This is a genomic window from Vibrio sp. KUL80, assembly GCF_059725495.1.
The window spans coordinates 1547756-1560668 of the sequence record NZ_AP045841.1; the positions used below are offsets into that span (position 1 = coordinate 1547756).

The following is a 12913-nucleotide window of genomic DNA, read 5'->3' on the forward strand; positions in this document are numbered from 1 at the left end:
CGTCTATAAAGCGTTGAACTAAGCCGCTTCGCGGAGATCCGCATTTTCCCCTCATCGATGAGCCAAACTTATGATGTATCCATTGAAAGAGGAATACATCATGACGCCATTAAGACAGCAGTTTATCGATGAAATGACGCTTCGGCGTTTCTCTCCACGCACCCATAAATGTTACCTACGCTGGGTTATTGAGTTATCGAAGTGCTACCAAAGCTCACCCGATCGACTAAGTGATGAACAAATCCGTCAGTATTTACGCTCGTTAACCAATGAAAGACATCTTCGCGCGAGTACTTGCGCGCAGGCGCTTAATGCCATTGTGTTTTTCTATCGAGCGGTACTAAAGAGAGAGTTTAAGGAGCGACTTGTCCCTCCAACTAAGCGGGACAGTAAAATACCACAGCTGTTAAATCGCCACGAAGTAAAGGCTATCATCAGTCACTGTCGCAGTTTGAAATATCAAACGGCACTCGAGCTTTGTTATGGATGTGGATTACGAGTGAGTGAAGTCGTCGCTCTCGATGTAAAAGATATCGATGGTGTGGCGAAACGTCTGCATATTCATCAAGGCAAAGGTAAGAAAGACAGGTTTGTTCCATTGTGTGATAGCCAATTAAACCATTTAAGGAATTATTGGCGTCACTACCACCCAACCATCGCCCTTTTTCCTAGCCGAGAGCCAGAGCAACACCTTGATATCAGCTCAGTGCAGCGGTGTTTTAAGGCGGCAAAGCGTGCTTCGGGTGTTAAAAAGGAGGGAGGCATTCATGCTTTGCGACATGCTTATGCTACCCATCAACTTGAGTCAGGTATGCCACTGAATGTCTTGCAGCGACATCTTGGTCATACGAGCATAAAAACCACCTTGAGATACACACATTGGATTGGTCACTATAGCGAGGGAGAAAGTCATAATGAGTTTGACCTGATTGAGCAGCTATGGAGTGCCGAATGAGTGTCTTATCTCCTTATCAAACTGTGCTCACTCAAGGGTTGGATGAAATTAACAAAGCTAAGATCACGCCAAGGCAGTGGCAAGTGCTTCACCACTTGCGAGACTGTCGGACGGAGCGAATGGGCACCTATGATTGGCGGTGTGAGAAATGTGGTCATGACGTGACTTGGTACTGCTCTTGTCGAGATCGTCATTGTCCCAATTGCCAAGAGCAAATGAGGCAGCAATGGCTTGTGAAACGTAGCCAAGATATTTTACCGGTCGTGTATCACCACTTGGTATTTACCTTGCCTCATGAATTCAATGCGATGATCAAAGCTTACCCTAGAGAAGTTTATCAGTGCTTGTTTCATTCAGTATGGACAACGTTACAAGCCTTTGCCAACCCACGTCATCATCTTAAAGGGCAACTTGGAGCGCTGATGGTTCTACACACTTGGGGCAGAAACCTTAGCCAGCACACTCATGTGCACTGCTTAATCCCAGGTGGTGTATTAACCGAAGATAAGTCTTGGGTTCCAACGAGAAAAGAGGGCTATCTATTTCCAGTAAAAGCACTGTCAGTTCGCTTTAAAAGAGAAATGATGCAGCATGTTCAACAGGTGATAGATACTTATGAAAACATACTCTTAGAAGTGAGTAGGAAAGCATGGGTAGTGTACAGCAAACCGGTCTTACACAGCCCCCTCGCCGTGGTGGGGTATTTGTCTCGGTATTGCAATCGGATCGGGCTTAACCCTCACCAGTTGAGCTATGGTAACAATGGTAGTATCGAGATGACTTATAAAGATCATCAAGCACAGACATTGAAGCGAATGAGTTGTAGCCCGGGAGAAATGCTACGACGGCTACTGCTTCATGTGCTGCCTAAAGGGTTGATGAGGATCCGTTACTATGGGTTTTTAGCCAATGCAGTACGGGCTCGTGCTTTATCAGAAATCAGAAAAAGTATCAGTGAAGTCCCGAATGAAGCCGCAGAGGTACCGAAAGAAAAACCAAGTTGCCCCAAGTGTAAACGCCGATCTATGGTCTTGATAAGATTAGCGATACGGCCGCGAGTCGTTGCTGAAAAGGAACGACTGAGCTAGTTGCTTGATAGCAAGACAAAAAATCGCAGTTGAAGTGCGAGGGAGAGGTATCGTTCGCTTCAAAAATGGTTATGCAACAAGTATAGTTGGCACTATGGAAATGGGTGGCTACGGTGTGAATGGTGGGTGATAGTGGACCTCACTTGGACAGAGTAGCGATGAACGGGCAATGAGCGATAAAAAAGCAAAATCCATAGAAAGAAGCGGCTCAGTCCAACAGGCATTTATCGAGTGTGCTGCGACAATGGATAAATGCTTAAGCGTTATGTTCAAGATGATTTAAATGGAAAAATAGGGAAACAATATGAAAACTAAAGGATACTTTATTTCGATAGTAGGCTCGATTCTATGTATAGCATATCCTCCGTTTTTAAATGGAAGTTATAGTGGTTATGCGTATATATTTCAAACATATGAGACAATATTTGGGACGATGAAAGTTATTGATGCAATCAATTTTCAACAGCTCGGACTCCAACTAATAGCTGTCAATGTGATTGGGCTAGGTTTAGCTATCATAGGGACGCTACAGGAAAAAAGTGAATCTGAAACTAAATCAGATCGTAAAGCGAAAATTGCAGAGTTCGATTTTCTGAAAGAAGAGCTTCTGAATCTCTACGAAACTAACCCAGAGAAGTATGAAAATAACTCTACGTTAATGAAGACGATTGCTCAGTTGAAAACAATGGATAAATATGACTTTGATTTAGAGCTTAATGAGTCAATGAGAACAATGCTATCTGTGTTAAAACCTGCTGAAAGTACAAAGTAAAATAAACATAACAAATAAGGATTAAACGCTGCGAAGCCAGCGCTTAATCCCAAGTGTTGAACAAGCCCGATGCCTCTATATAAGTAAATTGTGCGATCTTTGTCTGCGGTGCTCTCACCTTGATGATTTTTTCAAGGCGAGCGCTGCCATGATAAAGCCAAGAGTATAGCTTTATCAGAAGGTTAGCTGTTGTCCGTCAGTCTCTAGCGTTTACGTTTTCTCCCGGTTTGTACTTCAACATTATCCTTATTCTGTCTGCCTTTCGGCTATCTCGGTCGAGTGACCCCAACACAAGCCATCTCATGCTGGCAGCAAGGGCAGAAGCGTGTTGCTTTATTCTTGGTCACAGGCTCAAGGTTTGGGAGCTGATAAAACAGCCCAAGCAGCAATCGCTGTATACGCCTAAGTGCTTGTCGAGCCTGTCCTCGCAAGAAGCCATAGTCACGAACTCGTTGCAATCCTTTGGGAAGTACATGCTGTAAGATGAGCATCAAGAACTGAAGAGTGGGTAGTGTTCGCAGCTTCCATTGTTGGGTTTGGCTCTCTTTGTATCGGAACGTCACTGTGTTTTCTTCTACCTTGATGATATCGCTATCAGGCAATACGCCTCGGTAAAGATAACGTGATAGATACTCCAGTGCTGGCTGGCCTTTTCCCACACATCGACAGTCAACCACCCATTTGTGGGGGAGGCGCTTGGGGAGCCACAACTGTGGATGTTGCTCTATCACTTCTAACAACCTTGCCCGCCATACCTTAGCCAGAGCGAAGGCATTAAACAGGTATTGCTTGTTATCTTTGTGGCATACTTCTCTTGATGAGTCATACCGCCCACCTGCGACAATCACGTGTAGGTGGGGATGCAGATTTCGCTGCCTGCTGTGAGTATGCAGTACGGCGGTGAATCCGAGCGCGCCTTTGTTCTGTCTTTGGGCAAAGCTTTTGAGCACACTCGATGTCACTTGGAACATGGCACTGTAGAGGGTTTTAGGGGCTCGCCTAGCCAACGGTCTTAACTGGTAAGGTAACGTGAAGGTCACCATAAAGTAATGAACAGGCAGCAACTTCTGTTTTTGGCGCTCTAGCCAATCAGAAGTGGTGCGGTGCTGGCACTGGGGGCAGTGTCGGTGCCCACATGAGAGTGGCAGCCGGTCGTCATGATGGCAGTGAGCACAATACCATTGTGAGCGACCTTGCTGCTCTGTTTTGCAGCGGAGCATGGCTTGGATAGCTGAACGCATGTCAGCTGTGAGTTGGTTGTCGTAATGACGTTCAAAAACATCGAGATGGGCGCGGAGTAGGTCGATAAAGATGCTCATACTTCCTCCCATTGAATGACGAGTGCATCGGTAAGCTGGTTAATTGCCAGCGCTGCATCTTTTTGTTTCAGTTGGGTCATACGGGTATAGCGAGCCGTGGTGTTGAGGCTACCGTGTCCTAGCAAAATCTGCAGAGAGCGTAAATCCAGACCTTGCTCAAGTAAGTGAGTTGCAAAGCAATGTCGAAGCGAGTGCGGTGAGATGGGCTTACTAATACCACAGTCTTTAAGGACCAACTTCATGGCCTTTTGTACGCCACCTCTGTCCATAGGGTTATCAGTCATAAGCTCTTTACCAGGAAAGAGTAGCTGTGGGTGACGGTGAGTCAGCCAGTAGCTACGCAGTGCGTTTAGTGTGCGCTGTGGAAGTGGCACCAACCGGTCTTTGCCTCCTTTTCCATTACGAACATGTACCTGCATGGTGTGGGCATCAATATCTTGCACCTTTAGGCTCAGCCCTTCCCTCAGTCGTAGCCCCATGGAATACAAGGTAAGAAAGAACACCTGATAGCGCCGTTGTCGTGTCATCGTGATTAGCAATGCTACCTGTGGTGGGGTTAAGACATCGGGCAGTTTTTTGGTACGAGGTGGCCTGACAATATCGAGCCACTCCCACTCTTTGGTCAAAGTATAGCGATAGAAGAACTGCAGCCCACAGCGGTCGAGCTTTACGGTACTCCAAGAGTGGGTTTCGATGAGACTTGCGAAGTAATGCTTGAGTTGGTCAGTCGTTAAGGTGTCGGGACAGCAGTCGTAGAACTGGGTAATTCGACGTACTGCACGAGAGTAGGCATCGATGGTGGCAGGCCGTTTACCTTGCAGTTTAAGATTGGTAAGGTGTTGGTCATAAAGGAAGTTGTAGCGTTCAAGTTCAGCGGGTGTCATGATATTTACTCCTATGTTGCCCATTGGGTGATGGGGTTATTAGGAGTATGGTGGGTTGTGCGCTTTACTCTGCCGCAGAGCGGCTTCGTTCAACAAGTGCTTTAAGTGGATTCATAACGCTCGCCGAATTTGATGTCATAGTTGGCTTAGGTGATTATGGTTTCTAATTTTGGTTCGGTGGTGCGTTATTCAACACTTAAGCAAGCGTTATGCGTTTTATCGACTAGAGGATTATCGTGTTTGAGAAATTAATTGTTGTCATTTTAGGCGGTTTGGTCGGTTTTCTTTTAACTATCCTCAAAGAGTCTGTTGCTGCGAAAAAGTCAAAAGCGGCAGAAACGTACTATCTGGCAATTATTGTCACGAGTAGTATCGAGCAGTTTATAGTTGGTTGCCGTGAGGTCGTCACTGATAATGGCACCGAAGATCAGAATGGATACACTTACTATCATTCGCAAACCCCAAGTTTTACTCCGTTAGAACTTGAGGTTGATTGGAAAATACTGCCTCAAGATTTACTCTACGATTTGTTAAACCTACCTCAAATGGTTCACGAAGCTAACTCATATATTTCAGCTGTAAGTGATTACACTGCTACACCTCCTGATTTTGCGGAATTTTATGAGGCGAGAGCAATGAAATATGCTGCTTTAGGTTTATTAGCCATTCAAATGTCTGAGAAACTTAGAGACCTAGGTGGCTTGCCGAAGCGTAAAGTAGAAGAGTGGGGTGATCGTCAGACATTCTTGTTGGCTCTTCATGAGAGCGAAGAAAGAGAAATTATGCGAAAAGAGTTCCAGCAGAAAATGCTAGATTCTTTGAAGCCTCAGGCACACGCATAACAAATAAGGATTAAACGCTGCGAAGCCAGCGCTTAATCCCAAGTGTTGAACAAGCCCGATGCCTCTATATAAGTAAATTGTGCGATCTTTGTCTGCGGTGCTCTCACCTTGATGATTTTTTCAAGGCGAGCGCTGCCATGATAAAGCCAAGAGTATAGCTTTATCAGAAGGTTAGCTGTTGTCCGTCAGTCTCTAGCGTTTACGTTTTCTCCCGGTTTGTACTTCAACATTATCCTTATTCTGTCTGCCTTTCGGCTATCTCGGTCGAGTGACCCCAACACAAGCCATCTCATGCTGGCAGCAAGGGCAGAAGCGTGTTGCTTTATTCTTGGTCACAGGCTCAAGGTTTGGGAGCTGATAAAACAGCCCAAGCAGCAATCGCTGTATACGCCTAAGTGCTTGTCGAGCCTGTCCTCGCAAGAAGCCATAGTCACGAACTCGTTGCAATCCTTTGGGAAGTACATGCTGTAAGATGAGCATCAAGAACTGAAGAGTGGGTAGTGTTCGCAGCTTCCATTGTTGGGTTTGGCTCTCTTTGTATCGGAACGTCACTGTGTTTTCTTCTACCTTGATGATATCGCTATCAGGCAATACGCCTCGGTAAAGATAACGTGATAGATACTCCAGTGCTGGCTGGCCTTTTCCCACACATCGACAGTCAACCACCCATTTGTGGGGGAGGCGCTTGGGGAGCCACAACTGTGGATGTTGCTCTATCACTTCTAACAACCTTGCCCGCCATACCTTAGCCAGAGCGAAGGCATTAAACAGGTATTGCTTGTTATCTTTGTGGCATACTTCTCTTGATGAGTCATACCGCCCACCTGCGACAATCACGTGTAGGTGGGGATGCAGATTTCGCTGCCTGCTGTGAGTATGCAGTACGGCGGTGAATCCGAGCGCGCCTTTGTTCTGTCTTTGGGCAAAGCTTTTGAGCACACTCGATGTCACTTGGAACATGGCACTGTAGAGGGTTTTAGGGGCTCGCCTAGCCAACGGTCTTAACTGGTAAGGTAACGTGAAGGTCACCATAAAGTAATGAACAGGCAGCAACTTCTGTTTTTGGCGCTCTAGCCAATCAGAAGTGGTGCGGTGCTGGCACTGGGGGCAGTGTCGGTGCCCACATGAGAGTGGCAGCCGGTCGTCATGATGGCAGTGAGCACAATACCATTGTGAGCGACCTTGCTGCTCTGTTTTGCAGCGGAGCATGGCTTGGATAGCTGAACGCATGTCAGCTGTGAGTTGGTTGTCGTAATGACGTTCAAAAACATCGAGATGGGCGCGGAGTAGGTCGATAAAGATGCTCATACTTCCTCCCATTGAATGACGAGTGCATCGGTAAGCTGGTTAATTGCCAGCGCTGCATCTTTTTGTTTCAGTTGGGTCATACGGGTATAGCGAGCCGTGGTGTTGAGGCTACCGTGTCCTAGCAAAATCTGCAGAGAGCGTAAATCCAGACCTTGCTCAAGTAAGTGAGTTGCAAAGCAATGTCGAAGCGAGTGCGGTGAGATGGGCTTACTAATACCACAGTCTTTAAGGACCAACTTCATGGCCTTTTGTACGCCACCTCTGTCCATAGGGTTATCAGTCATAAGCTCTTTACCAGGAAAGAGTAGCTGTGGGTGACGGTGAGTCAGCCAGTAGCTACGCAGTGCGTTTAGTGTGCGCTGTGGAAGTGGCACCAACCGGTCTTTGCCTCCTTTTCCATTACGAACATGTACCTGCATGGTGTGGGCATCAATATCTTGCACCTTTAGGCTCAGCCCTTCCCTCAGTCGTAGCCCCATGGAATACAAGGTAAGAAAGAACACCTGATAGCGCCGTTGTCGTGTCATCGTGATTAGCAATGCTACCTGTGGTGGGGTTAAGACATCGGGCAGTTTTTTGGTACGAGGTGGCCTGACAATATCGAGCCACTCCCACTCTTTGGTCAAAGTATAGCGATAGAAGAACTGCAGCCCACAGCGGTCGAGCTTTACGGTACTCCAAGAGTGGGTTTCGATGAGACTTGCGAAGTAATGCTTGAGTTGGTCAGTCGTTAAGGTGTCGGGACAGCAGTCGTAGAACTGGGTAATTCGACGTACTGCACGAGAGTAGGCATCGATGGTGGCAGGCCGTTTACCTTGCAGTTTAAGATTGGTAAGGTGTTGGTCATAAAGGAAGTTGTAGCGTTCAAGTTCAGCGGGTGTCATGATATTTACTCCTATGTTGCCCATTGGGTGATGGGGTTATTAGGAGTATGGTGGGTTGTGCGCTTTACTCTGCCGCAGAGCGGCTTCGTTCAACAAATTGCTTAAGAGTGACCGCTAACCTTTGGCATTTTTAATTCGATTGGGTTTAGTGATTACGGTGGCTTTGCTTGGGTTTCGTGGTATTAGCCGTACTTTAGTAAGGCGTTAAGGTATTAAGGAGTACTATTCGTAGATGGAAGTAAATTGTCCAAGTTGTAAAACAAAAATAAATTCTGAAAATATAAATATTTCAAGAGATATCGCATACTGTGAAAGCTGCGAGAGTCTTACATCTCTGTCTTCATTATTAGAATCTATGGCGATTAGTAACTTTGATGCTACTCAATCTGTTAAAGGAATCCGAGTTTCAGACAATGGCTACAAATGGTCTATTGAAGCTTCAAATCAAAGTTTAATGGCTCTTTTTCTAGTTCCTTTTACGCTTGTTTGGGCTGGAGGTTCGCTGTCTGGTATTTATGGTACTCAATTGGAAAATGGCGAATTTGACCCGAATCTATCTCTCTTGGGGCTGCCTTTCCTTATTGGTAGTATCGTTTTAATAAGTATTACGCTAATGAGCCTTTTTGGTAGAACATATGTTTCTAATGAAAATGGAAAGGCTCTTATTTTTATTGGAATAGGTTCTGTTGGCTGGTATAGAAGGTTTGACTGGAAAAATATAGATAGAGTGAAAGAGAGCGAATCAAGGCAACACACACTTATATCATTGGAAGGCAATAAGAGGTTAAGTTTAGGCTGGGGATTAAGTAGTGAAAAGCTCTACTATATGTCTAACTTCTTAAAAACCAAACTGAAAAAGTAACTTAACAAGGCATTAGTTCTTTAGAGGAAGCAATCAATCCATAGGGAATTTTTGTTTCTGGTGGAGTACACGCATAACCTGGATGATATCACCTTCGATCAAGTAGGAGACAATCATCGAGATCTCAGGAATAATGAGTAATCGTCCGCGAATGCCATCTCGTTTTACACCCATTAAAGGTTGTTCAAGTAAGTTTTCTACTTTTGCTTCAATGAGGTTGTCAGTTTTCTCTGCCGCATCAGGGTTAAAGGCATAGAGAAACTCGAAGATCTTTTCACGATCATTAAGTGACTCCTCTTCCCATAAAATCATTGCTTACCTCGATTACGGATTCTGGCTTTGCGCTCTTCCATTCGAGATTTAGCATTTTGGTGCTCAACGAAAACGGATTTTCCTGAGTCAAACTTCTCAAATGCAAGGTTTACTTGTTCAGTTAGCCATGCATCGTGAGATAATTTTTTTCTTTGTTGTTCAGCGAGTTGCTCAGTGAGTTCTCGGCATGCGTCACTCAAAGTGCGACCTTGGCTCTCAGCCATTTGTTGAGCTAAGCGTTTTGTTTCTTCATCAACACGAAATTGAATTCTAGTGTCCATGATCTATTCCTCTGTTGGTGTGTGTACAAATGTTAGCACTAGCCTTTAAGGTGGGCAACTAAGCATTTAAGAGTGATTCGCTACGCTTGGCACTTTTACTATGCGTTTCGGTTAGTGTTTGAGGTGGTGTTCGGCGACTTCGGTATTACGTTGCCCCAACCTCAACAAAGCTTGCTCCGACCTAAAGGAAATTGAGATTTATGGATAAATTTTCAATGCTTCAGAAAATTGGTGCAGGAGACTTTCAGCACCTAAACGGTTCATTAGAGGCGCACCTAAAAGGCACCGAGCAAATTCTAATTAACTGGGGTAGTAGCGAGTTACTTCAAATCGCTGGTCTTTTCCATGCTGCTTATGGAACAGCGGGGTTCGATGAAAGTATGGTGTCGTTAAGCCAGCGTCAAGAAATAGCAAGAATTATTGGCAGTGATGAAGAAGCATTGGTTTACTTGTATTGCTCATGTGACAGAAATTATGTAATCCCTCAATTTGGCAAAGTGCTAGAAATCCAATTTAAAGACAGATTTACTGGCTCAACATTCAAACTCGACAGTGCAACGGTGAAGTTGTTTTGTGAGTTAACGGTCGCTAATGAGTTAGAGCTTGTTTATGGCAGTGAAGAGTTCAAGCTCAAGTATGGTGCTGAGCTATTTGAACTATTCCAAGGTATGGACAGCTATTTAAGTACCGAGGCTAGGGTGGCGTACAAATCAGCATTGTTCAATTTCGCATAATATGTTGCTAAGGCCGACAGCTAACACTTTGCATTTGAGAGTAGGTTGAGTTTAGTGATTAAGGTAGCTTTGCTTGCTTTTCGTGGTTGCTAGCTGAAACTTAGAGAGGCATTTTGGACTAGGAGAAATTATGTTTCAGTGGACGAAAAAGAACATTATCAAATCTGTTGCAAGAGAACTTCCACCAAGACTTGCGGTTAAGTATGGAAAAAAAGACTGCTACAGCCCCGAGGAAATTGATTGGGCTATAGGGGCTATTGGAAAGTCACAAGACCTTAAATATACAAACTACGCTTACGGTATGTTAACTAGCCATAGTTTCTTTATGTCTTTGGGCTTATCGACATCTTTCGGTACACATCCAGAGTTTCACCGTGAAATAGGGAACATTTTGTTTAAACAAGAGATTGCCCCAGATTTTGAAGCCTACTTGGAATACGCCTCAGTTCATGGTTCCACACTCCAATTCGAAGGTAACTGTACCCAAGGGGGACTAAGCGGCGGGGACTGTGGCGGAAGTGATGATATTGGTGGTTTGTAGTGACATAACGAACAATTTACGCAGACCTCCGTCGCGTGGCATGTTGGGTTACTTAATCGGCGTTATATGTTTTCGAACTAGTAAGATAATATCTGGAGTTGAAATGACGACTTGTCCACATTGCAATAAAACTTGTAACCCGATTAGGTTCATTTTGGTGTCTAGATGGACACCATATAAGTGCCCTCACTGTAAGGGTAAATCCCAGTTTTCTGGTTTTAGTAGTGGGTTTCTAGGTGGCTTATTTGGGATGCTTGGATATGCTTTATATACCTTTCTATCCTCTACCTTCGATAACTCTTTGTACTTAAACCTGTGTATAACAATATTACCCCTGACCAGCATTGCCATATTGTTACAATGGTTATTCTTCAAGTTAAAAGCCGTGTAATCCACATATAACAAATTGCTTAACAAAAACTTCGAACGTTTGACGATCTCAGTCGCAATTTGGTTTCTGTGTTTAAAGCACAAATTTCAAGTTGGGTAGTATGGCGTTACCGCCCGTTGGCAAAGCTTTATGAACCAATACATCATGGAGATATAAATGCTAGATAAGGTAAGGGATATACTGGTACTTAACGATATTCCATTTGATGATCACAAAGACGTAGTTTACTGCAAGTTTCGTCGTGCTGGTTCAAAGGTGAAAATCTCTTACGACAGTTCGAGCAGCAGTTGTAAGGTATCTGCGAACGAACTTATTCAAGCAATCAACACAGCCTTTTCTTTTGCTTTCGCCTTTGCCGTGCCGCATGTTTTTGTCGGTGTTGAGTGGAACTGGGTAATCTCTGCGCTATTAATCTTTACGGGTACAATTGCTTTCACACAGTTAATTTTCACTCAGTTCAAACTGTTAGATTTAAAACAGCAACTGAGACAGTCTGGCGTTTACTTGCGCTAGGGGCCTAACAGGTTTTATTTACTTTTACAGAAAATCAGAAGCTTATGGATGATAATTCTGAAATTTGGCGCCAGTACTACGAAAAAGCACTTTCTCGCCCGCATTCAAAACGTACTGAGTTTGCCGTACAGCTCAATGAATCAAAGCTCAAAGTTGCCACTGACTGTGGTTGTGGAACAGGCAGTGATATCGAGTATCTAGAGCAGCAAGGTTTTAACGTTCATGGCTTCGATACTAACCCTGACTCGGTCGCTATTTGTAGAGACAGGTTTGGGTCAAAGTCATTAGTGGATATTACTGAGTCTTCGTTTGAAACATTCGACTGCCCAAAATCCGGAGTAGTAATCGCAAACTCAAGTTTGTTCTTTGCAGACCCAAAACAATTTGAAGTGACATGGAACAAGATTAAATCTTCAATCGAAATCGGCGGAGTGTTTGCTGGAGACTTCATGGGTTTCAAAGACAGTTGGGCTAACAACTATCGCAGCCCGACAACACCTTTATCTGAATCTGAGGTAGAGGCTTTGTTTTCAGATTTTGAAATTGTCAGGTTCTTTGAACGTGATGAGGAAGCGAAAACTTCATTGGGGAGAATGAAGCATTGGCATACATTTTCCGTGGTCGCGGTGAAGCGGACATAGTAAGCAGTTCAAGCAAGCGGCTAGCAGTTGATGATTTTTGCTTAATAATTGTGATGGCTTTGTCTGGGTACTGTGGTCGGTTTCTGCTACTTAACTGGGTGTTAGCTAACATGGGGGGAAGTGTGTTTCTACTACGTAATAAGGAATCCAAGTTAGTTTATTGCGTGAAAGCGTCCCTTATGTCATTTTCCGTCGCAGCCGCACTAGTTCTGCTTGTCGATCTTATTTGGGGACTTCCATTTGATGGTCCTGATATAGAAGTATCAATAGTCGATAGCTTTGGTTCAATTTTATTTGGCCCTGCTATAGAGACGTTATTGATGGTTGCGCTGCTATTGTTCATTACAGAATTTACAGACAGGATTATTCTTCCTGCTTTTCTATGCGCATTCATATTTTCGTTAATGCATTCAATGAGCCACCCTCTTTGGGGCGTATTTACGTTCATTCCTTTTGTCATTTTTAGTATCGCATTTCTAGTTTGGCGACAAAATTCAACAAATACAGGCTTCACAGTCGCTCTCTCTACTCATGCACTGCACAACAGCTTTATGGTAAGCGCATCATAAACCCCGCATTCTAATCA

16 protein-coding genes are annotated in these 12913 nt (G+C 44.4%); 10 read left to right on the plus strand and 6 right to left on the minus strand.

Going from position 1 to position 12913, the window contains the following annotated elements; translation table 11 throughout:
* Nucleotides 1–70: 70 nt before the first annotated feature.
* The 3 genes from AC6I8U_RS07125 (at nt 71) to AC6I8U_RS07135 (ending at nt 2815) form a co-directional block, all read left to right on the plus strand.
* Nucleotides 71–955, plus strand: a complete 885-nt coding sequence (locus AC6I8U_RS07125; protein WP_498018151.1) for a tyrosine-type recombinase/integrase — start codon at nt 71–73, stop codon at nt 953–955.
* Nucleotides 952–2043: an IS91 family transposase gene (locus AC6I8U_RS07130; RefSeq protein WP_498018152.1), complete on the plus strand. Its 1092-nt coding sequence runs from the start codon at nt 952–954 to the stop codon at nt 2041–2043. The genes AC6I8U_RS07125 and AC6I8U_RS07130 overlap by 4 nt, the downstream gene beginning before the upstream one ends.
* A gap of 304 nt (nt 2044–2347) precedes the next feature.
* Nucleotides 2348–2815 carry a hypothetical protein gene (locus AC6I8U_RS07135; protein ID WP_498018153.1) on the plus strand — a complete coding sequence of 156 codons (468 nt, stop codon included), beginning with the start codon at nt 2348–2350 and terminating at the stop codon, nt 2813–2815.
* A 266-nt stretch (nt 2816–3081) separates the two neighbouring features.
* Here AC6I8U_RS07135 and AC6I8U_RS07140 read toward each other — a convergent pair whose 3' ends face one another.
* Together AC6I8U_RS07140 and AC6I8U_RS07145 are read right to left on the minus strand one after the other, a co-directional pair.
* A complete protein-coding gene (locus tag AC6I8U_RS07140) occupies nt 3082–4134 on the minus strand; it encodes an IS91 family transposase (RefSeq protein WP_498016951.1) in 1053 nt (350 codons plus the stop codon).
* Nucleotides 4131–5018 (minus strand): site-specific integrase, encoded by an 888-nt coding sequence (locus AC6I8U_RS07145; RefSeq protein ID WP_498016953.1) that lies wholly within the window; start codon nt 5016–5018, stop codon nt 4131–4133. Before AC6I8U_RS07145 ends, AC6I8U_RS07140 begins: the two co-directional genes overlap by 4 nt.
* 236 nt (nt 5019–5254) lie before the next feature.
* Between AC6I8U_RS07145 and AC6I8U_RS07150 the strand changes: the two genes are divergently transcribed.
* Nucleotides 5255–5860, plus strand: a complete 606-nt coding sequence (locus AC6I8U_RS07150) for a hypothetical protein (protein WP_045986704.1) — start codon at nt 5255–5257, stop codon at nt 5858–5860.
* Between the two features lie 255 nt (nt 5861–6115).
* Here AC6I8U_RS07150 and AC6I8U_RS07155 read toward each other — a convergent pair whose 3' ends face one another.
* On the minus strand, nt 6116–7168 hold the full coding sequence (locus AC6I8U_RS07155; RefSeq protein ID WP_498016951.1) for an IS91 family transposase: 1053 nt from the start codon (nt 7166–7168) through the stop codon (nt 6116–6118).
* On the minus strand, nt 7165–8052 hold the full coding sequence (locus AC6I8U_RS07160) for a site-specific integrase (protein ID WP_498016953.1): 888 nt from the start codon (nt 8050–8052) through the stop codon (nt 7165–7167). The genes AC6I8U_RS07155 and AC6I8U_RS07160 overlap by 4 nt, the downstream gene beginning before the upstream one ends.
* Nucleotides 8053–8284: 232 nt before the next feature.
* Between AC6I8U_RS07160 and AC6I8U_RS07165 the strand changes: the two genes are divergently transcribed.
* Nucleotides 8285–8914 carry a hypothetical protein gene (locus AC6I8U_RS07165; RefSeq protein WP_498018154.1) on the plus strand — a complete coding sequence of 210 codons (630 nt, stop codon included), beginning with the start codon at nt 8285–8287 and terminating at the stop codon, nt 8912–8914.
* 33 nt (nt 8915–8947) lie between these two features.
* Here the strand turns inward: AC6I8U_RS07165 and AC6I8U_RS07170 are convergent, their stop codons facing one another.
* Both AC6I8U_RS07170 and AC6I8U_RS07175 read right to left on the minus strand, forming a co-directional pair.
* Nucleotides 8948–9226, minus strand: coding sequence for a type II toxin-antitoxin system RelE/ParE family toxin (locus tag AC6I8U_RS07170; RefSeq protein ID WP_498018155.1), 279 nt, complete (start codon nt 9224–9226; stop codon nt 8948–8950).
* On the minus strand, nt 9223–9507 hold the full coding sequence (locus AC6I8U_RS07175; RefSeq protein ID WP_252014617.1) for a type II toxin-antitoxin system TacA family antitoxin: 285 nt from the start codon (nt 9505–9507) through the stop codon (nt 9223–9225). The genes AC6I8U_RS07170 and AC6I8U_RS07175 overlap by 4 nt, the downstream gene beginning before the upstream one ends.
* Nucleotides 9508–9707: 200 nt before the next feature.
* Between AC6I8U_RS07175 and AC6I8U_RS07180 the strand changes: the two genes are divergently transcribed.
* The 5 genes from AC6I8U_RS07180 to AC6I8U_RS07200 all read left to right on the plus strand — a co-directional run bounded on the left by AC6I8U_RS07180 (nt 9708) and on the right by AC6I8U_RS07200 (nt 12896).
* The gene (locus AC6I8U_RS07180) at nt 9708–10241 is read left to right on the plus strand and encodes a DUF6817 domain-containing protein (protein WP_498018156.1); all 534 of its coding nucleotides are present in this window, start codon (nt 9708–9710) and stop codon (nt 10239–10241) included.
* A gap of 130 nt (nt 10242–10371) precedes the next feature.
* A complete protein-coding gene (locus AC6I8U_RS07185) occupies nt 10372–10782 on the plus strand; it encodes a DUF6559 family protein (RefSeq protein WP_498018157.1) in 411 nt (136 codons plus the stop codon).
* 547 nt (nt 10783–11329) lie between these two features.
* Complete coding sequence (locus AC6I8U_RS07190; RefSeq protein WP_498018158.1) at nt 11330–11686, plus strand: hypothetical protein; 357 nt, start codon at nt 11330–11332, stop codon at nt 11684–11686.
* 44 nt (nt 11687–11730) lie between these two features.
* Nucleotides 11731–12327: a class I SAM-dependent methyltransferase gene (locus tag AC6I8U_RS07195; RefSeq protein WP_498018159.1), complete on the plus strand. Its 597-nt coding sequence runs from the start codon at nt 11731–11733 to the stop codon at nt 12325–12327.
* A 179-nt stretch (nt 12328–12506) separates the two neighbouring features.
* Nucleotides 12507–12896, plus strand: coding sequence for a hypothetical protein (locus tag AC6I8U_RS07200; RefSeq protein ID WP_498018160.1), 390 nt, complete (start codon nt 12507–12509; stop codon nt 12894–12896).
* Nucleotides 12897–12913 lie beyond the last annotated feature (17 nt).